The following is an 18,481-nucleotide window of genomic DNA, read 5'->3' on the forward strand; positions in this document are numbered from 1 at the left end:
ACTCAGTGGCTTTATATGTACAAAAATTCGGGGGTACCTCAGTAGGTACCCCCGAACGTATCGAAGCTGTGGCAGAGCAGGTTATTCAAACCGTGCATGCCGGTCATAAAGTAGTAGTGGTGGTGTCTGCTATGGCAGGTGAAACTAACAGACTGCTTGGGCTGGCGCATCAGATTGATAGTCGTCCCGCGACTCGCGAATTGGATATGCTTGCCGCCAGCGGTGAGCAGGTGAGTATTGCTTTGCTGGCGATGGCGCTGATTAAACGGGGTCATCCGGCTGTGTCGCTACTGGCCGATCAGATTGGTATTCTGACTGACAATAAATTCAGTCGTGCCCGTATTTTATCTGTTGGCACCGAACGTTTGTGGCAGGAGCTGGAGCAGGGGCATATTGTGATCGCTGCTGGTTTTCAGGGCAGAGACATTGAAGGCAATATCACGACTTTAGGCCGTGGCGGTTCTGATACCACAGCTGTTGCTTTAGCTGCCGCTTTAAAAGCTGACGAATGTCAGATTTTTACCGATGTCGACGGTATTTACAGTATGGACCCGCGTATTTGTGCTGATGCGTTCCGGCTACCTTATGTGGATGCGTCCAGTATGTTGGAGCTGGCCAGTTTAGGCGCCAAAGTATTGCACTCCCGTTCTGTCGAATACGCAGCTATGCATCAGGTACCAGTACGGGTGTTATCCAGCTTCAAACCCGATCAGGGAACTTTAGTGTGTTATGAGGACCAGACCATGAGTGTACCAGCGGTGACAGGACTGGCATGCCAGACCGGCGAAGTCTGGTTGGAGCTGAATGAGTTAAGTAGTGAGCTACATATCGCATTACTGAAGGAGTTCGCCCGTTTAGCTATTGAGACCGATATGTTAAAGGTGCAGTATGCGCCGTCCGGTTTAGTGCAGATGCAGTTCAGTTTGAACCAAAATGATCTGAATACTGTAGAAGATATTTGTAATGAACTGAAAAAGAAGCAAAATTTTACGCTGCAAAGCAGGAAGTCTTTGGGCAAGTTATCTATAGTAGGGATAGGGCTGAAATCAAATCCTGCCATTACAGCGACAGTATTTGAACAATTGCAGTTATTAGCCGTGCAGGTTGTTGCTGTCAGTTGTGCCGAAATTAAATTATCGATCGTCGTACCAGAGACTGAATTGAATAAAGTGGCAGTCGCTTTACATACTGCCTTATTGGGTTCAGTTAATTAATTTCAAGGTTTTCATAAATTTGTCGGCTGAGTTATCATAAGGCTGACAGGTCTGCGCAGTACGATCAAACAAGCGCAACCATTGGAAGCTGGGATCATACAAAAGGAGCAAAGAATGCTTATTTTAACGCGTCGTGTTGGTGAGACACTGATGATCGGTGATGAAGTCACGGTCACAGTTTTAGGCGTCAAAGGAAATCAGGTTCGCATCGGTGTGAATGCACCAAAAGAAGTTTCAGTGCACAGAGAAGAGATTTATATGCGCATTCAGGCTGAAAAAGGCACCCCAGGTGGCTTTAGCGGCGATGACGATCAATAAGTTATAAGCTTTATCATTTTTAGAAATTGTATATTTTTAACGCTTTGTAGCGAATATTTAGTCGAATTGTTTAAAAGGTCAGCAAACGCGCTTTCCAGCTCCAAAAATTGTTTGACTTATTTTCCTGAGACATTAATATACACGCCGCAACGTAGTGCGGAGAAGTGGCCGAGTGGCTGAAGGCGCACCCCTGCTAAGGGTGTATAGGGGAAACTCTATCGAGGGTTCGAATCCCTCCTTCTCCGCCAGTTGTACTGTTAAGATTGGATGCATAGCTCAGCTGGATAGAGTACTCGGCTACGAACCGAGCGGTCGGAGGTTCGAATCCTCCTGCGTCCACCACTTAACTACAACGACGATGTGAAAAAGAAAGTACCAGATGGATGCATAGCTCAGCTGGATAGAGTACTCGGCTACGAACCGAGCGGTCGGAGGTTCGAATCCTCCTGCGTCCACCACAACTAAACCTGCTAAGTGCAGGTTTTTTTGTTTTTAGAATTCAATAAAATAAAGCTCAGAGTGGACGTGAGGAGGTGAGATCCTCCGTCAGGTTCGACAAAATCGCCGGGAGCGATTTTGGACGAGCGAAGCTCGGCCCGCAGGGCAAGTGGCAGGACGCCACTTGCAATCCTCCTGCGTCCACCACAACTAAACCTGCTAAATGCAGGTTTTTTTGTTTCTAAAATTCAGTCAAACAGATCGGCGATGGTGGACACAGGCGGATGAGATCCTCCGCAAGGTTCGAGCTATTTGCCGGGAGCAAATGGCGACAGCCGAAGGCTGGCCCGCAGGGCTCGTGGCAGGACAGCCACGAGCAATCCTCCTGCCGCGAAGTCTTAGCTTCTGCAATTGCTCTTTTGCTTTTAAGATTACCAAACCCAAACCCAAACCCAAACCCAAACCCAAACCCAAACCCAAACCCAAACCCAAACCCAAACCTAAGCCGCTCTCTCCCCGCCATAACACTCCCCAAGCGTAGCCTCCAGCGCCCTAACCACTTGACCTCTGTTCAGTACCCCAACCACCACACCATTCTCAAGCACAGGCAGCTGGTGCAAATGCAGGCTGGTAAAGATCACTGCGCTATCCACCACGCTGTCAGACGCCAATACAGTCACCACCTTTTTACTCATTACTTGAGCTATCGTATTGTGCAGGCTGCAGAAGTAGCTGGCGTGTAACATAGCGGCTAAACAGTCTTGCTCAGACAAATAACCGACCAGATTATTTTCTTTATTAAACACCGGTGCACCGGTCAGGTTAAACTGTCGCAGTTGCTGCACAGCCTGAACTATCGTATCGTCTTGTTGCAGGCGTGGAAATTCTCGTTGGTATATATCTTGTACTTTGCTCATGGTTTTTCTCCTTTGAAGCTATGGAAGCAGCATAAGTCCGATAAATGCTTCGATGAAAACGAATTAATAAGCTTGCCAGTATCGTAATTTTTGATTAGAAAGCTTAATAACAAGCAGGGAAGGGGCCTTGAAGGAATGAAACGTATGTTTTATGCGCAGTTAAATCAGTGCAGACAGATTTTTGCTTTACCTTTGATGCCTCTTTTGTATAATGGCGCCTCCAACGCTAGGGGCATAGTTCCAATTGGTAGAACAGCGGTCTCCAAAACCGATGGTTGGGGGTTCGAATCCCTCTGCCCCTGCCACTTCATTCTGATATGAATTCTTTATCGTCTAAGCAGCAACTGCTGCATTTACTCCAGATACAACCACTTGAATTACATCAAGAGTTTTCTGCTATGGCCAAAACGCCTGAAGTTGAAATTGGTGTGCTGGCAGAAGCTGTTGCTGATACCAAAGCTGTAGTTGAAGCTGTCGAACCAGCAGTACCTGTTTACTCTGATCCTGACGCAGAACTGACCTTATCCAAAGACGTCCTCGTGGCTCTCAGCGAGTATCAACCACAACTGCAGTGGCGGTTAAACCCGGCCAGTACTGAACCTATGTTGCAAAACGGACTCTTAGTAACACCTTCGATTGAATTATTACAGTCAGCCCAGCAGAAAAAGCTGCTCTGGTTGTGCCTCCAGCAAGAGAGCTGATGCATGCCGTTAATACGTAGTGCCACCCCTGCCGATATCCCTGCGATGCTGCAGATCGAACAAAGCGCCAATAGCCATCCCTGGTCGGAAAGCACCTTTAGCACTTGCTTTGGCGAGCGTTATTTTAATGCGGTGCTGATGGATGATAACGACGCCATTATAGGTTTTTATATAGGCGAAAAAGTCGCAATGGAAGCCAGTTTATTTAATATTGGTGTGTCGTCAAAAGCTCAGGGTCAGGGTTATGGCCAGCAACTGATGCAGCACTTTATTGCCCAGGCCCAGGATTTAGAAGCACTGGACTGCTGGTTGGAAGTACGTCAATCCAATGCCAATGCCATTAAGCTGTATGAAAAATGTGGCTTTATACAAACCGGTTTACGCCCCAGTTATTACCCAACAGCGACAGGCCGTGAAGACGCAATTTTAATGGCTTTGCCCTTAGGCTAGGGCTGAATCATCTCTCTAGGCAGATAATTTCCAGACCGAAGTGGCTAAATTCTGTGCCTATGCTCTGCTTGCTGTTATAATCGCGCGAAATTTCCTATATAACCCAAGCCCACTCTGCTTCTTGGCTATGTTGTGGGCTTCGTTTATTGATCAAGTTGGATGGCATGACTACCGAACTGTTTTTAGAAGAAATTAACAAACGCCGCACTTTTGCGATCATCTCTCACCCGGATGCCGGTAAAACCACTATCACTGAAAAAGTGTTGTTGTTTGGACAGTTGATCCAAAAAGCAGGTACGGTCAAAGGTAAAAAGTCTGGCCAATACGCCACCTCCGACTGGATGGAAATGGAGAAAGAGCGGGGCATCTCGGTCACGACTTCTGTGATGCAGTTCCCTTATGCGGATTGCTTAGTCAACCTGCTTGATACTCCTGGTCACGAAGACTTCTCGGAAGATACCTACCGTACTTTAACGGCAGTAGACTCCTGCTTAATGGTGATCGACGGCGCTAAAGGTGTTGAAGACCGAACCATTAAACTGATGGAAGTCACCCGTTTACGTGACACGCCTATCATTACTTTTATGAACAAAATGGACCGCGATATTCGTGATCCTGTTGATTTATTAGATGAAGTGGAAAGCGTATTAAAAATCGCCTGTGCTCCTATCACCTGGCCAATCGCCTCGGGTAAAGAGTTTAAAGGTGTCTATCACATTTACCGTGACGAAATTATTTTATACAAATCAGGTATGGGCCATACCATCCAGGAACTGGATGTGATTAAAGGTATCAACAACCCTGAACTTGATAAACGAGTAGGTTATTACGCCGACCAGTTACGTGAAGAAATGGAACTGGTCAAAGGCGCAAGCCATGAGTTTGATTTAGAGCTGTTCCGTAAAGGTGAACTCACTCCAGTGTTTTTTGGTACAGCCTTAGGTAACTTTGGTGTGGATCATATGCTGGATGGTTTAACCGAATGGGCGCCAGCGCCACAACACCGCGCTACCACCAGCCGTGTTGTTGAGCCATCAGAGCCAGCCTTTACCGGTTTTGTCTTTAAAATTCAGGCCAATATGGATCCGAAACACCGTGACCGTGTGGCCTTTTTGCGTATCTGTTCAGGTAAATATGAAAAGGGCATGAAAATGCACCATGTGCGTATTGGCAAAGATATGCTGGTACCACAGGCTTTAACCTTTTTAGCGGGCGATCGTGAACACGTGGAACAAGCGTTTCCTGGCGATATCATAGGTTTACATAACCACGGCACTATTCAGATTGGTGATACTTTTACCTCTGGGGAAAAGTTTAACTTCACAGGTATTCCAAACTTTGCGCCTGAGTTATTCCGCCGTATTCGTCTGCGCGACCCGTTAAAGCAAAAGCAGTTACTCAAAGGTTTAGTGCAGTTATCTGAAGAAGGTGCTGTGCAGGTATTCCGTCCGCTGGATAACAACGATTTAATAGTAGGCGCTGTTGGTGTGCTGCAGTTTGACGTGGTAGTGCATCGTTTACGCTCTGAATACAGCGTCGATGCGATTTACGAAAGCGTCAACGTGACGACAGCGCGTTGGGTGTACAGCGATGATCATAAAGCTATGACTGAATTAAAGAGCAAAGCCAGCATGAACCTGGCATTGGACGGCGGTGATAACCTGACCTATCTGGCACCTACTATGGTCAACCTGAACTTGTCGATTGAACGTTATCCGAAGATCAAATTCCATAAGACCCGTGAACATTAATTCAGGCTCGAGCAAAGGTTTGTTATGAATATTAAAGAATTATTATCCGCCAAAACCCAAGCCGCTATGGTGGCTTTGGGTTTGCCTGCCGACACTAATACGGCTGTCACCATCAGCACTAAAGTTGAGTTTGGTGATTACCAGATCAATGGTGCTATGGCGGCCGCCAAGTTATTAAAAACCAATCCCCGTGCTTTGGCTGAACAGCTGGTGCAACAACTGGATTTAGCCGAACTAGCTGAAAAGGTTGAAATTGCAGGCCCTGGTTTTATTAACGTGACTTTGCGTAAAGACTGGTTAGCAGCACAGTTGGTGGGGGCTTCACAAAACCCACGATTAACCTTGAGCACTAACCCAGCCCCTCAAATTGTAGTAGTGGATTACTCAGCGCCCAACCTGGCGAAAGAGATGCACGTTGGCCATTTACGTTCCACCATTATTGGCGACGCCGTTGTGCGTTGTCTGGAGTTCTGGGGCGATAAAGTCATTCGTCAGAACCATATGGGCGACTGGGGCACGCAGTTTGGTATGTTGATTGCGCATCTGGAAGACAAGCTTGCAGCCGGTATCGATTTAGAACAAGTGGCTTTAGCCGATCTGGAAGACTTCTACCGCGAAGCGAAAAAACGTTTTGACGATGAAGCAGGTTTTGCTGATAAGTCGCGTGACTATGTAGTGAAATTACAAAGTGGCGATGCGCACTGCCAAAAGTTGTGGCAGCTGTTTATCGACACCTCCATTAAACACAGCGACGAAGTGTATAAAACCTTAAAAGTCACTTTAGGCCATGAGCATATCAAGCCTGAAAGTGCCTACAACTCTATGCTGCAGCCTATAGTCGATAGCTTAAGACAGCAGGGTTTAGCTGTGGAAAGTGAAGGCGCTTTAGTGGTGTTTTTGCAGGAACTGGCGGATAAAGAAGGTAATCCTTCACCTTTTATCGTGCAAAAAACCGGTGGTGGTTTCCTGTATGCCACTACAGATTTAGCAGCCTGTCAGTACCGTAGTTTTGATTTAGCTGCCGATCGCATTGTGATTTTTACCGATGCCCGTCAGGCGCTGCATTTTAAACAAGTGGAATTAGTGGCCCGTAAAGCGGGTTTATTAAAAGAACACGTCGCTTACGATCATTGCCCTTTTGGCACCATGATGGGTGAAGACGGTAAGCCGTTTAAAACCCGTACCGGTGGCACTGTCAAGCTGGCTGAATTGCTAGAAGAAGCCGTAGTGCGAGCTCAAGCCGTAGTAGAGCAAAAATCCTCTGATTTAAGCGCTGAAGAAATGGCTGAAGTGGCACGCAAAGTAGGTATAGGTGCAGTGAAGTTTGCTGACTTATCGAAAAACCGGACCAGCGACTATGTGTTTAGCTGGGATGCCATGTTAAGTTTTGAAGGCGCCACAGCCCCTTACCTGCAATATGCTTATACCCGTGTCAGCGGTATTTTGCGCCGTGCTGGTATAGATGAGAGCTTTGTGGCTCCGCTGCAACTTCTGGAAGAGCAGGAAAAGCAGTTAGCCGTCAAACTGTTACGCTTAGAAGAAACGCTACAGGCCGTGATGAAAGATGCGGTGCCTAACCTGCTGTGTAACTACTTATACGAGTTATCCAGCCAGTTTATGAGTTTCTACGAAGCTTGCCCTATTTTAAAAGAAGGCATTGAACCAGAACTGAAAAACAGCCGTTTAATGCTGAGTATTCTGGTGGCCCGTACCTTAAAACAAGGCTTAGACTTATTAGGTATTGAGGTCATGGAGCGGATGTAATCCGCTTTACTCCAGTCGTTTGCTATAGACCTTTGATGTAAAAGGACAAACTGATGAAAATTGCTGATATTCGCCGCAGTTACACTATGGACAGACTGGATCTGGATAAGCTCAATGCCGATCCTTTTGTGCAGTTTGAAGGCTGGCTGAAAGATGCAGTAGCTGCCGAATTACCCGATCCAACCGCTATGTGTGTCGCTACAGTGGATGCGTCAGGTCAGCCATCACAACGTCTTGTATTGCTTAAAGATGTTAGTAGCAAAGGTTTTGTGTTTTATACCAACTTAGGCAGCCGTAAGGCCTCTGAGCTAGAGCATAACCCTAAAGTCTGTCTGCATTTTCCGTGGCATCCACTGGAGCGTCAGGTCATTGTTTATGGCACGGCTGAGCGGGTTCCGACCAGTCAGGTGATGAGTTACTTCTTATCCCGGCCTAAAGAAAGCCAGCTGGCAGCCTGGGCTTCAGAGCAAAGCCGTCCTGTCTCGACCCGTCAGGTGTTGATGCAAAAGTTTGCTGAAATTAAACATAAATTTGAGCAAGGTGAAGTGCCAGTACCATCATTCTGGGGCGGCTTTTTAGTCAAACCCCATCAGATTGAATTCTGGCAAGGTGGCGAACACAGGCTGCATGACCGCTTTATGTACAAGCAGCAAGCAGATAGCAGCTGGGCCATAGAGCGTTTATGTCCATAACCCTTCCTTTACAGGCCGCCTATACGCGGCCTGTATTATTTGATAGCCACTGCCATCTGGATTTGCCAGAGTTATTGCCTGAACTTGAGCTGCATTTGGCCAACGCCAAAGCTGTGGGCGTTGAAGGCTTTTTAGTGCCTGCAGTGCAATCGTCCGCCTGGTTGCCTTTGCTGGAATTAAAGCAGCGTTATGGTTTTTACATCGCCTTAGGTGTACATCCTTGGTGGGCAAGTCAAACACAGCTGGACGCTCTGGAAGGATTAGAAGATTTAGCCGCTTTACCTCAAGTCAGCGCTATAGGCGAAATAGGGCTGGATTTTGCGCTGGATGAGCAAAGTTTTGCTCTGCAACGACAGTGTTTTGAATTTCAGTTGCAGCTGGCAGCCAAACTGAAAAAGCCTGTGATTTTGCACCATCGCAAATCACAGAATGAATTACTGCAGGTCATTAAACAGCAGCAGTTTAGCCAAGGTGGCATTTTGCATGCGTTTTCCGGCAGTTTTGCGCAAGGCAAAGCTTTTATAGATATGGGTTTTAAGCTCGGCATAGGCGGTACTATTACTTACGATCGCGCCGAGAAAACCCGCAACGCAGTGAAACAATTTCCGCTCGACGCTTTAGTGCTGGAAACCGATTCACCTTCGATGCCACTGCATGGTTTTCAGGGGGAAATAAATACACCAGCCCAGTTGCCTTTGGTGCTGAAAGAGCTGGCAGAATTAAGAGGCGAAAATCAGCAGCAGATAGCACAAGTGCTGCTGAACACAACGGTTCAGTTGTTCCCAACCTAAAGCAAATTCGCCGCATCCGCTTGTTTGCTGCGACGCCATTTTTGCCACTGATGCACAATCTTGCTCCAGGTGCCACGTAACATAAAGGCTACTACACCTGAGAGTAACAACATCCAGAATACTTGCCGCATCAACTGCTGCCAGGCTTGAGTCACAGGCAATAAGCTGGCGTCCAGTTTCATACTGATTTTGATATAGCCAATGACTCTATTGTCCTGCGTAATTTCCTGCACCATGGCAAGCAAAGCTTGTTCATGTTGAGGTGCATATAACAGCTGAGCTGCGGCAGTACCTTGTGAAGCAGACAACTTCACGCCGTTAGCGTCATATACCACTACATCCTGCAGATAAGGTGTAGCGGCAATATGAGTAGTCAGTTGGTTTAAGCTTTCCAACTGATCGTTGTTTATGAGATAAGCTGCGGTATGAGACAAAGCCACTAGCGTTGAGCGCATCAGTTCGGCACTTTGTTGCTGGAACAATAGTTCGCCTTGCTGGTTACTGTTCCACCACCATTGCGAGAGCACCCAAATCCCCAGCAATGCCAGCAACAGCTGGGCCAGTCTGAAGTATTTTGAGTTTTTGTTGTGCTGATATCCGCTTAATTGCATTAATTTGCCTGATTTTTACACTGACAATGGCTTAAAAATGTCGGTAGAATGCCACGGCAACAGAATGAAGTACAGGTGGCCCATTGAGCTTTTATTATAAGATTGACCCAAACTCCTTTGCTGACAACAGTTTAATTCAGTGGCTGACGGCGCAAGGTGCAGTAAGAGGTGCAGTACAAATGCATGCTTCCGGCTTTTATCAAAGCGAACGTGAGGCTGCTGACTTTGTTTCAGCACCAGAATTCTGGTCTGGCTTAGTTACAGGACAAAGTACCGCCAGCCTGAGGATTTTTTCTGGTGCCATCACGCTACATCAGTTATTTGCTGTGCTGCAGTTATTGCCTGCAGATGCGGCTTATTCCTTGAGTTTGTATCGTCCTCACGCTGATTTAGCTTTGGCGGTGCGTATCGATTTGCCTTTAGCCTTAAGCTCAGCGCAAATTCAGGCCTTACGCCAGTTGAGTGAGTCATGGGCTGCTGAACTGGTCTATCTGCCAGCTCCGGTGTTTTTACAGCAACCCGGTGTGCTGGTGATGGATATGGATTCCACTGCTATCCAGATTGAATGTATTGATGAAATCGCCAAACTAGCAGGTGTTGGTGAGCAAGTAGCAGCTGTGACTGCGCGCGCTATGAATGGCGAACTGGACTTTGCGCAAAGCTTGCGTCAACGAGTGGCTACTTTAAAAGATGCTCCTGATACAGTGCTGAAAAAGGTGCTGGATGCTGTGCCATTGATGCCGGGTTTAGAAGCTTTAGTGTCGTTTTTACAGCAACATCAATGGCAGGTGGTGATTGCATCAGGTGGCTTCACTTATTTTACCGAAGCCTTAAAACAGCGTTTACAACTAACGGCCACTTTTGCTAATCAGCTGGAAATCATCGATGGCAAGCTGACAGGTCAGGTGTTGGGTGCAGTAGTTGATGCTCAGACCAAAGCGGACGTGGTGCAACAGATTGCCAATCAGTACCAGATCCCCGCCAGTCAGACTGTGGCTATTGGTGATGGTGCTAACGATTTACCTATGCTGGCTGTCGCAGCCCTTGGTGTAGCTTTTCATGCCAAACCTAAGGTACAGGCTCAGGCCAAAGCGGCGATACGGCAAGGTTCGTTATTGCAGTTGCTGTATTTACTGGAGAGCTGATGCAACACCAGCAAAGCTCAGAATGGCTGACGGTCGCTGATTATCAGCTGCATTTGCGACAGTTGACACCGAATCATGCAGAGTCAGCTTATCCTGTGCTGATGCTGCATGGTGCTATTGAAAACAGCCGGATTTTTTACAATGAAAAAGGCCGGGGTCTGGGCTGCTTTCTGGCCGATCGTGGTTTTGCTGTCACTTGTGCTGATTTCGCTGGTCGTGGCTTATCCAGTCCTCAAGCCAGCAGGCGTTTTAATCACAGTCAGCAGCAACTGATTTGTCAGGATATTCCTGCTTTAATTCATCATCTGTTCCAGCAGTATCAGCAGCCTGTCATGGTAATGGCACATTCCTGGGCTGGTGTGGTGTTGGCGGCAAGTTTAGCGCGTTTTCCAGAACTGCTACCTAAAGTCAAAACCATAGTCACTTTCGGCAGCAAGCGGGTGATTAGTGTAAGAGGCTTTAAAAAACGTCTGCATATTGATTTGGTTTGGAATCTGTTTTCGCCACTGCTTTGTCGTTTCTATGGCTATTTACCGGCCAGACAATGGCGTTTTGGTGCGGACAACGAACCAGCTCAATATCTGCTGGATACCATAGGCTGGATCCGCGGAGATGCTTTCACCGATCCAACTGATGGTTTTGATTATGCCGCAGCTTGCACTGATGTGAACTGGCCGGTCAGCTGGCATTTTGCCGCCATTAACGATCAGCTGTTAGGACATCCGCAGGATGTGCAGGCTTTTCTGGCAGAAACAGGGTTAAACTCAGGGCGTTATAGCTTGCTCGGCAAAGCGCAGGGGCATCGGCATGACTATGATCATATCTCTATGCTGACTCACCCCAGCGCCAGTTCAGATCATTTTGCTGAACTGCTGTTATGGCTGAAACAGATTTAGCCGGCCGAATTTAAACAGGTTGTTTGAGACTGGCCAATAAAGTCAGCCGTTTGTGCTGTTGCTCTGCTATTTGTTCGTTGCTTAAGTTAAAACGCAGTAATACTTCGTCTGTGATATCCACGACATCACCTACGCCCACCACACTCCAAAGTTCTTCTTCCAGTACTTTCGCCTTATGAATGGCGTAAGTGCTGACATACCCTAGCTCTTTGGCAATATGTTCGGTATCAGGCCGGCCTGTGCGGGATAAAAAGATCTTAAAAGCAAACAACAGATCCGTCTTGACCACGTCATCTACAAAAGCTTTTTTGGCACTGTGCAGTTGGAAATCAAAGTCAAACTTAGTTTCAAAGCTGTGTTCGGTGTTGTCCTGTTCAGGGATAAAACGCAGAAAAACCTCATAGCTGTATGGGACTTCCTGGCGCTTCATTTTTTTCAGCTGATTGGCAAACTGCAAGTTGGTGGCATTGTTTTTCAGCAAAGGTAACATGGTCATAGACTCAGACCCTTCGCTGAAATGTGCCAGTAACTTGTGCAAAGCACTGGGTTTTGCACCCATAGCCACTACATCCAGATTGTAACGGACACCTTGACGATGCACATAAAAGGCAAAGGTGTCCAAAGCTTTAACGTACATATTACGTAAGGCAGGGCCAAGGCCCGGAAACTTTGGCGTTTCCTCTGCCATCGTCAGTTTGCTTCTGTTGTTATTAATGAGCTGCTGAAAAAATATTTTGCCTGGATGATCGTTGGTTGGATCTATCACTCTCATATTCATAATCAGTTTGTTTTTACTGACCGCCATCACTTCATAAGGCAGGCCTGAGAGCTGATGCTTAGTGGTGATTTTTTGCAGTTCAGGCAAACTGATTTGCACTGTATCGCCTTTTGAAAAACTCACAGGTTCGGCACATTCCAGCTGGATGCCTTTACTGGAGAAATCGCGGCTAAAGGACTGAATATCACCTCCTTTATCCCTCTCCAACAGTACTGTGGTTTTATATAAAAACCGGCTTTCAGAACGTAAATTCACATACTGTACAGAGGCGCTTTCAATAGGTGGGATCTGCTCAAGTTTGGCATGTCCAAACACTTTCAACTGATTCAGCAAAGCCGCGTCGTAAGTGATAGCTTTGTACAGGCTGTTGCTTTGGGCCGTACTGATATCGGTCAGCGCCACTATATAGCGCAAGTTACGAATGAAATTTGCGATCAAAGGTGTTGGTGGTTGATTCAGCTTTTGCACTTCCTGATCCGCAGTAGCGGGTAATGACAGCGGAATATGGGCATGAGCAGGCACAGTGCGTAACACCGACATACGGAATGCGCGGAAGCTTGGTTTGGCTGCACCAAAGCCGAAGAACACCGCTTTCAGTTCAGGGTGTTGCAGTAATTCTTCTGTTGTAGCCGAATAAAAAAACAATCGGCCTTTGGCCGCATGGGTAAAGGTATAAAGTATGGTGCTGTTTTCATTGGCCTCTTTAGCCAGACACTGTTTTAATCTGCGCACGTGCAGCAGTTGTGGCAAAACATTCTGCTGACGCTCATCCTGAAAATAGTGCATCAGGTGCCTGTTGTTTTCAGTGGTTAATACACAGGCGGGTGAGGCCTTGCCGTCGTTAACCGCCAGAAATACCGGTAAAGAGCTGATGCGGGGTAAATAAAATTGCTCATAACCTTTGATAAACACCGCTTCGTAGGTGTTATCCAGATTCACTTTGTAACGTCTTTTATTGCCGTGAATAAAATTTTGCAGAAAATCTGAAAAGCCTTTTTCATCCGCTAAAGGCAAACGTTTTAACCGCACGTAATAACTTTTGTCGGCAGGTTCAACATCAATTACCTGATAAGGGATGCCGTTATTGATACCAAGGGCAAACTCCTGCTCTAAGCCGCGGAAAAATATGGCAACTTTTTGCCCGGCTGTCATTTCTATTGCCAGCGGGATTTTGATTTTACAGCCAGATACGGATAGGTCACTGGTGGTTGCAGGAAAACGTTCTTCATCCTGCAATACCACTTCAATATCTATAGAGAAATTCATTCGCTCTTCACGGCGCACGCTGTAACCGGCAAAGCGGATCAGTTGAGCTGCTTTGTAGTCATTGGCCGTAGCATCCAGATCAGAAGGAATAGCGGCTAAGTCTCTGGTGTCAGAAACCTCTCCTGATAATACGTCCTGCAGCCTTTTATTGGTTTCTTGCTGATGCCGCACTCTGAAGTTGTTATTGGTATTGGTGACGTCTTCAAAAATGCCAATAGTGTATTGGCCGTATTGCTTCAGCCCTTTTTCAAAGGTTTGGATCGCAAGTTCATCCAGATAATGGGTTTGGCCTTTATGCTCAAAAGGGCGAACTTCGCCGTCGACCCTGCCACGTAAATCGATATAATAGGTGCATGGCTGCGCCAGACGCTTTAATTCCATTTTGATCAGAAATTGCTGCGATTTGGCTAAGTCGCCGGTCAATAGCCGAAACTCCTCATCAAACAATTGAGTGTTGATAAGGGGTTTCAGACGTTCCAGGACGCTGCTATAAGCTTGTAAGTCGTTTGTTGTCATGCTCGCTTAAACACTGACAGGGGAGTGGCAAGCCCTGTATCAATAATTTGGGTTAGAGTAAAACCAGTACGATGTAAAAGCAATAATCGTGCCTTTTAATAAGAAGAGATAAAAAATGGCTAAAACTAAGAGCGCGTACGTCTGTAATGACTGTGGCGCTGACTTTGTGCGCTGGCAGGGCCAGTGCACTGAGTGTGGCACCTGGAACAGTATCAGCGAAGTGCGTTTACCCAGTGTAACAAAACAACAACGTTTTGACGGTTATGCCGGAGCTACCGCCGCTAAAGTGATTCGGTTGGATCAAGTTGACTTGCAGGAGGTGCCACGTTTTAGCTCTGGTTTTGCTGAATTTGACCGGGTGTTGGGCGGCGGTATAGTGCCTGGTTCAGCGATATTGATTGGCGGTAGTCCGGGCGCAGGTAAAAGTACCTTGCTGCTGCAAATTATGTGTGGACTGGCAGTAACAGACAAAGCTCTGTATGTCACAGGTGAAGAATCGCTGCAACAAGTGGCGCTTCGAGCGAACAGATTGGGCTTACCGACACAAAACTTAATGATGCTGGCTGAAACCAATGTTGAGACTATTTGCCAGCTGGCACAGCAAGAAAAACCGCGCATTATGGTCATCGACTCGATTCAGGTGATGCAGATGTCGGATATTCAGTCTGCTCCAGGCAGCGTATCTCAGGTGCGGGAAAGCGCGGCGTACTTAACCCGTTTTGCTAAACAACATAATGTGGCTGTGATTATGGTCGGTCACGTCACTAAAGATGGTTCTCTGGCTGGTCCTAAGGTACTGGAGCACTGCATCGACTGTTCTATTTTACTGGATGGGGACACCGACAACAGATTCCGCACTTTACGTGGCAATAAAAACCGTTTTGGTGCTGTCAATGAGCTGGGCGTGTTTGCGATGACAGGCCAGGGTATGCGGGAAGTGAAAAACCCTTCCGCTATATTTTTAAGCCGTGGCAAAGAAGATACGCCAGGCTCTATTGTGATGGTGTTATGGGAAGGGACCCGACCTTTGCTGGTGGAAATTCAGGGGCTCGTAGATTATTCGCCATTAAATAATCCACGCCGGGTTACTTTGGGCATGGAGCAAAACCGTATTTCGATGCTGCTCGCAGTATTGCACCGTCATGCTGGTATTCAAATGGCCGATCAGGATGTATTCGTCAATGTGGTGGGTGGCGTGAAGGTGAATGAAACCAGCGCTGACTTAGCTACTTTGCTGGCGCTGGTGTCGAGCTTTAAAAATAAAGCTTTGCCCAATGAGCTGGTCGTCTTTGGTGAAGTGGGCTTGTCCGGTGAGATTAGGCCTGTACCCAGTGGTCAGGAACGTTTAAAAGAAGCAGCAAAACATGGCTTTAAACGCGCCATAGTGCCGGTTGCCAATGCACCTAAAGAAGCTATTCCGGGAATGACAGTAGTAGCAGTCAGTAAGTTATCAGAAGCTTTGGATGCGTTGTAAACGCAAAGTTAAGCATCAGCAGAAATAAAAAAACGGCCTAAAAGCCGTTTTTTTATTTCTGTTTTTATACCCTAAGTCATAGTACGACGGGGATACTAATTCAGCGCGTTAGGGAAGTTCAGCAGCAATACCGCTTTGGCATCATCACGTAATTTCACTAAACCTAATTTGTCATAGCTTTCGACCATAATAACCAAGGCTTGCTCTACTTGTGGCGAATCGCGGTAATACTCGACAATGTATTTACAACGGTTGGCTGCCGCTAAATGAGCGCCACGACGGACGTAATAATCAGCAACCAGTAATTCGTAACGTACCAGTCTTTCTTTAATAGCGAACATACGCTTTCTGGCGTCATCTGCGTATTTACTATTTGGATAAGTGCTGACCAGTATTTTAAAGTCATCAAAACCTTGTTTGGTGCTGGACATATCCCGGTCGGCGCGATCTATACCGACAAATTCCTGAAAAGAGTTTTCGTCAGCTTTGACGTTATTTAAACCACGCATGTAGTAGGCGTAGTCTAAATCCGGGTGGTTTGGGTTAAGACGAATAAAACGGTCTATGCTGGCTAAGGATTGAGTGGTATCACCGCTTTGGTAATAAGCGTAGATCAGATCCAATTGCACCTGACGGGACAAAGGACCAAACGGATAACGGCTTTCCATGCCTCTTAACAGCTCAATAGCTCTGTTATACAGACCTGAATCCAGCACATTTTTGGCTTCTTCATACATTTGCTGAGCAGACTGGTTGGTATTGACCAGTTCTTCTTCGGCTTTTTTGTTCCCCGCACAGGCGGTTAGTGTTAAAGCTAGGGCGATTATGGCTAAAAAATTCACTTTCATTTAAAAATCCGCTACTACTTAAACCTATTGGCTATTTAGTCTGGAGTAAAACCGTTAAAATAACCTTTTATGGCCCGATTCTAACCCAGACAGTTCGGGTATGCACACAGGATAACTGGTTCCGACATGACAAAACAGATAAAACTTGCAGAAATTGTACCTGACCATCTATTTGGTAAACGCTTAGATCAGGTATTGGCCGAAATGTTCCCGGACTATTCGCGTTCCAGAATAAAAGAGTGGATCTTAGCCGATTGGGTTCAAATCAATGGCCAGCTATGTAACACGCCCAGAGAAAAGTTACTGGGCGGGGAGTCTGTATTGATCCAGGCCGAGTTACCGGATGATGAACGCTTTGAAGCTGAGCCTATAGACCTGAATATTGTTTACGAAGACGAACATATTATGGTGATCAATAAACCTGCGGGTTTAGTGGTGCATCCTGGTGCGGGCAATGCCGACGGTACTTTGTTAAATGCTTTATTACACCACTGTCCTTCTATTGCTGAAGTGCCAAGGGCCGGTATAGTGCATCGTCTGGACAAAGACACCACAGGTTTAATGGTGATAGCTAAAACTATCCCTGCTCAGACCCATTTGGTAGAAGCGATGCAGGAGCGGGAAATTACCCGTGAATACGAAGCGATTTGCCACGGCACTATGACAGCGGGCGGTACAGTGGATGAGCCAATTGGCCGTCACCCTACCAAGCGTACTCATATGGCGGTAACCAGTTCTGGCCGTCCTGCAGTGACTCACTACCGTGTAATGGAAAAATTCCGTGCTCACACTCGCTTGCGTTTACGTCTGGAATCTGGCCGTACTCACCAAATTCGTGTGCATATGACCTACATTAACTATCCGCTGGTGGGTGACCCTGTTTACGCAGGTCGTCCACGTCCACCACGTAAAGCTGATGAAGCTCTGTTAACTGTATTACGTGCCTTTAAACGTCAGGCGCTGCATGCAGCTATGCTGCGTTTAGCTCACCCTATTACCAGTGAAATTATGGAATGGCATGCACCAATTCCTGACGATATGGTAGAGCTGACTCAGGCCTTACGTGAAGACACTGATATTCACGGTCTGGATTTCGCCTGATGTTTAAAGCTGACTGGCCTGCGCCTTTGCATGTAAAAACAGCGATCAGTACTCGCGAGGGGGGAGTATCTTTGCCTCCTTACGACGGATTGAATTTAGGTAGTCATGTCAATGACAGACCTGAAGCTGTGGCGCAGAATCGTCAGCTTTTCAAGCAACAGGCGGGGATGCCTGCTGAACCTTTATGGCTCAATCAAGTGCATGGTACAGATTGCGTCCTACTGGAACAGACTGATTTTTCAGTGGGTCCTTTTACAGCCGATGCCAGTACCACCAAAACCAAAGGTCTGGTGTCAGTGGTACTGACCGCTGATTGCCTGCCGGTGTTGTTTTGTGATGCAGCTGGTACTCAGGTGGCTGCAGCTCATGCGGGCTGGCGTGGCTTAGTCGATGGCGTGCTCGAACAAACCCTGACACAGTTTACTGATCCTGGCCAGGTGATGGCTTGGCTAGGTCCTGCTATTGGCCCCACAGCTTTTGAAGTGGGGGATGAAGTACGGCTGGCTTTTATGGCAAAAGATGCCAAAGCTGAAGCAGCTTTTATGGCTGTTCCGAATAAAACAGGTAAATGGCTGGCTGATTTATATCAACTGGCGCGTTTACGTTTGAATGCGGCCGGAGTTTCACAGATTTACGGTGGCGGTTTTTGCACTTACACCGACTCACACGATTTTTATTCCTATCGCCGTGATGGCCAAACAGGCCGAATGGCATCCTGTATCTGGATTGACTGATCTAAGTCAATTTTTTGACGTTTATCGCTTGATAATTAACCTGCTCTGCCCCATCTTAATGCCAACAGCAGTTTGA

The 18,481-nt window shown here is 46.9% G+C and carries 17 protein-coding genes and 4 tRNA genes; 17 read left to right on the forward strand and 4 right to left on the reverse strand.

The annotated features are described in order from the left end of the window. Positions 1-5: 5 nt before the first annotated feature. The 5 genes from LSG37_RS04005 to LSG37_RS04025 all read left to right on the forward strand — a co-directional run bounded on the left by LSG37_RS04005 (position 6) and on the right by LSG37_RS04025 (position 1,990). A complete protein-coding gene (locus tag LSG37_RS04005; RefSeq protein ID WP_233078653.1) occupies positions 6-1,214 on the forward strand; it encodes an aspartate kinase in 1,209 nt (402 codons plus the stop codon). A 114-nt stretch (positions 1,215-1,328) separates the two neighbouring features. Beyond that, a complete protein-coding gene (gene csrA, locus LSG37_RS04010; protein WP_008897327.1) occupies positions 1,329-1,532 on the forward strand; it encodes a carbon storage regulator CsrA in 204 nt (67 codons plus the stop codon). 158 nt (positions 1,533-1,690) lie between these two features. Further along, positions 1,691-1,780, forward strand: a tRNA-Ser gene (locus LSG37_RS04015). A gap of 17 nt (positions 1,781-1,797) precedes the next feature. After that, positions 1,798-1,874, forward strand: a tRNA-Arg gene (locus LSG37_RS04020). Positions 1,875-1,913: 39 nt separating this feature from the next. Then, positions 1,914-1,990: transfer RNA gene (locus LSG37_RS04025), tRNA-Arg, on the forward strand. 480 nt (positions 1,991-2,470) lie between these two features. Here the strand turns inward: LSG37_RS04025 and LSG37_RS04030 are convergent. Further along, the gene (locus LSG37_RS04030) at positions 2,471-2,887 is read right to left on the reverse strand and encodes a CBS domain-containing protein (protein ID WP_233078654.1); all 417 of its coding nucleotides are present in this window, start codon (positions 2,885-2,887) and stop codon (positions 2,471-2,473) included. A gap of 228 nt (positions 2,888-3,115) precedes the next feature. On the opposite strand from LSG37_RS04030, the gene LSG37_RS04035 reads away from it, so the two are divergent. The 7 genes from LSG37_RS04035 (at position 3,116) to LSG37_RS04065 (ending at position 9,036) form a co-directional block, all read left to right on the forward strand. After that, positions 3,116-3,192, forward strand: a tRNA-Trp gene (locus LSG37_RS04035). Positions 3,193-3,204: 12 nt separating this feature from the next. After that, entirely contained in the window at positions 3,205-3,588 is a 384-nt protein-coding gene (locus LSG37_RS04040) for a hypothetical protein (RefSeq protein WP_233078655.1), read from the forward strand. A gap of 3 nt (positions 3,589-3,591) precedes the next feature. Next, positions 3,592-4,038 (forward strand): ribosomal protein S18-alanine N-acetyltransferase, encoded by a 447-nt coding sequence (gene rimI, locus LSG37_RS04045; protein WP_233078656.1) that lies wholly within the window; start codon positions 3,592-3,594, stop codon positions 4,036-4,038. Between the two features lie 164 nt (positions 4,039-4,202). Then, complete coding sequence (gene prfC / locus LSG37_RS04050; RefSeq protein WP_233078657.1) at positions 4,203-5,789, forward strand: peptide chain release factor 3; 1,587 nt, start codon at positions 4,203-4,205, stop codon at positions 5,787-5,789. A gap of 24 nt (positions 5,790-5,813) precedes the next feature. Continuing rightward, positions 5,814-7,553 carry an arginine--tRNA ligase gene (argS, locus tag LSG37_RS04055; protein WP_233078658.1) on the forward strand — a complete coding sequence of 580 codons (1,740 nt, stop codon included), beginning with the start codon at positions 5,814-5,816 and terminating at the stop codon, positions 7,551-7,553. A 53-nt stretch (positions 7,554-7,606) separates the two neighbouring features. Continuing rightward, positions 7,607-8,245 (forward strand): pyridoxamine 5'-phosphate oxidase, encoded by a 639-nt coding sequence (gene pdxH, locus LSG37_RS04060; protein ID WP_233078659.1) that lies wholly within the window; start codon positions 7,607-7,609, stop codon positions 8,243-8,245. Beyond that, positions 8,236-9,036 carry a TatD family hydrolase gene (locus tag LSG37_RS04065; protein ID WP_233078660.1) on the forward strand — a complete coding sequence of 267 codons (801 nt, stop codon included), beginning with the start codon at positions 8,236-8,238 and terminating at the stop codon, positions 9,034-9,036. The genes pdxH and LSG37_RS04065 overlap by 10 nt, the downstream gene beginning before the upstream one ends. Here the strand turns inward: LSG37_RS04065 and LSG37_RS04070 are convergent. Next, positions 9,033-9,647 (reverse strand): hypothetical protein, encoded by a 615-nt coding sequence (locus tag LSG37_RS04070; RefSeq protein ID WP_233078661.1) that lies wholly within the window; start codon positions 9,645-9,647, stop codon positions 9,033-9,035. The two genes, LSG37_RS04065 and LSG37_RS04070, sit on opposite strands and share 4 nt — an antisense overlap. Positions 9,648-9,730: 83 nt before the next feature. Here LSG37_RS04070 and serB point away from each other — a divergent pair, with 83 nt between their 5' ends. Next, positions 9,731-10,792 carry a phosphoserine phosphatase SerB gene (gene serB, locus LSG37_RS04075; RefSeq protein WP_233078662.1) on the forward strand — a complete coding sequence of 354 codons (1,062 nt, stop codon included), beginning with the start codon at positions 9,731-9,733 and terminating at the stop codon, positions 10,790-10,792. Then, positions 10,792-11,688 (forward strand): alpha/beta hydrolase family protein, encoded by an 897-nt coding sequence (locus tag LSG37_RS04080; protein ID WP_233078663.1) that lies wholly within the window; start codon positions 10,792-10,794, stop codon positions 11,686-11,688. The genes serB and LSG37_RS04080 overlap by 1 nt, the downstream gene beginning before the upstream one ends. A 10-nt stretch (positions 11,689-11,698) precedes the next feature. On the opposite strand, the gene LSG37_RS04085 is transcribed toward LSG37_RS04080, so the two are convergent. Beyond that, complete coding sequence (locus tag LSG37_RS04085; RefSeq protein WP_233078664.1) at positions 11,699-14,248, reverse strand: PilZ domain-containing protein; 2,550 nt, start codon at positions 14,246-14,248, stop codon at positions 11,699-11,701. Between the two features lie 115 nt (positions 14,249-14,363). Between LSG37_RS04085 and radA the strand changes: the two genes are divergently transcribed. Beyond that, the gene (gene radA / locus LSG37_RS04090) at positions 14,364-15,722 is read left to right on the forward strand and encodes a DNA repair protein RadA (RefSeq protein WP_233078665.1); all 1,359 of its coding nucleotides are present in this window, start codon (positions 14,364-14,366) and stop codon (positions 15,720-15,722) included. Between the two features lie 95 nt (positions 15,723-15,817). Here the strand turns inward: radA and LSG37_RS04095 are convergent, their stop codons facing one another. Further along, positions 15,818-16,570 carry an outer membrane protein assembly factor BamD gene (locus tag LSG37_RS04095; RefSeq protein ID WP_233078666.1) on the reverse strand — a complete coding sequence of 251 codons (753 nt, stop codon included), beginning with the start codon at positions 16,568-16,570 and terminating at the stop codon, positions 15,818-15,820. Between the two features lie 126 nt (positions 16,571-16,696). On the opposite strand from LSG37_RS04095, the gene rluD reads away from it, so the two are divergent. Further along, positions 16,697-17,671: a 23S rRNA pseudouridine(1911/1915/1917) synthase RluD gene (gene rluD / locus LSG37_RS04100; protein ID WP_233007883.1), complete on the forward strand. Its 975-nt coding sequence runs from the start codon at positions 16,697-16,699 to the stop codon at positions 17,669-17,671. Next, entirely contained in the window at positions 17,671-18,405 is a 735-nt protein-coding gene (gene pgeF / locus LSG37_RS04105; RefSeq protein ID WP_233078667.1) for a peptidoglycan editing factor PgeF, read from the forward strand. Before rluD ends, pgeF begins: the two co-directional genes overlap by 1 nt. Positions 18,406-18,481: the final 76 nt, after the last annotated feature.

This window comes from Rheinheimera soli, assembly GCF_021290985.1.
GTDB lineage: Bacteria > Pseudomonadota > Gammaproteobacteria > Enterobacterales > Alteromonadaceae > Pararheinheimera > Pararheinheimera soli.

Bases quoted from the DNA above. Each gene is read 5' to 3' on its own strand.
- pdxH (WP_233078659.1), top strand. From the start codon at position 7,607: ATGAAAATTGCTGATATTCGCCGCAGTTACACTATGGACAGACTGGAT.
- LSG37_RS04085 (WP_233078664.1), bottom strand. From the start codon at position 14,248: ATGACAACAAACGACTTACAAGCTTATAGCAGCGTCCTGGAACGTCTG.
- LSG37_RS04080 (WP_233078663.1), top strand. From the start codon at position 10,792: ATGCAACACCAGCAAAGCTCAGAATGGCTGACGGTCGCTGATTATCAG.
- argS (WP_233078658.1), top strand. From the start codon at position 5,814: ATGAATATTAAAGAATTATTATCCGCCAAAACCCAAGCCGCTATGGTG.
- pgeF (WP_233078667.1), top strand. From the start codon at position 17,671: ATGTTTAAAGCTGACTGGCCTGCGCCTTTGCATGTAAAAACAGCGATC.
- LSG37_RS04095 (WP_233078666.1), bottom strand. From the start codon at position 16,570: ATGAAAGTGAATTTTTTAGCCATAATCGCCCTAGCTTTAACACTAACC.
- LSG37_RS04030 (WP_233078654.1), bottom strand. From the start codon at position 2,887: ATGAGCAAAGTACAAGATATATACCAACGAGAATTTCCACGCCTGCAA.
- rluD (WP_233007883.1), top strand. From the start codon at position 16,697: ATGACAAAACAGATAAAACTTGCAGAAATTGTACCTGACCATCTATTT.
- LSG37_RS04065 (WP_233078660.1), top strand. From the start codon at position 8,236: ATGTCCATAACCCTTCCTTTACAGGCCGCCTATACGCGGCCTGTATTA.
- LSG37_RS04070 (WP_233078661.1), bottom strand. From the start codon at position 9,647: ATGCAATTAAGCGGATATCAGCACAACAAAAACTCAAAATACTTCAGA.
- radA (WP_233078665.1), top strand. From the start codon at position 14,364: ATGGCTAAAACTAAGAGCGCGTACGTCTGTAATGACTGTGGCGCTGAC.
- rimI (WP_233078656.1), top strand. From the start codon at position 3,592: ATGCCGTTAATACGTAGTGCCACCCCTGCCGATATCCCTGCGATGCTG.
- LSG37_RS04040 (WP_233078655.1), top strand. From the start codon at position 3,205: ATGAATTCTTTATCGTCTAAGCAGCAACTGCTGCATTTACTCCAGATA.
- csrA (WP_008897327.1), top strand. From the start codon at position 1,329: ATGCTTATTTTAACGCGTCGTGTTGGTGAGACACTGATGATCGGTGAT.
- prfC (WP_233078657.1), top strand. From the start codon at position 4,203: ATGACTACCGAACTGTTTTTAGAAGAAATTAACAAACGCCGCACTTTT.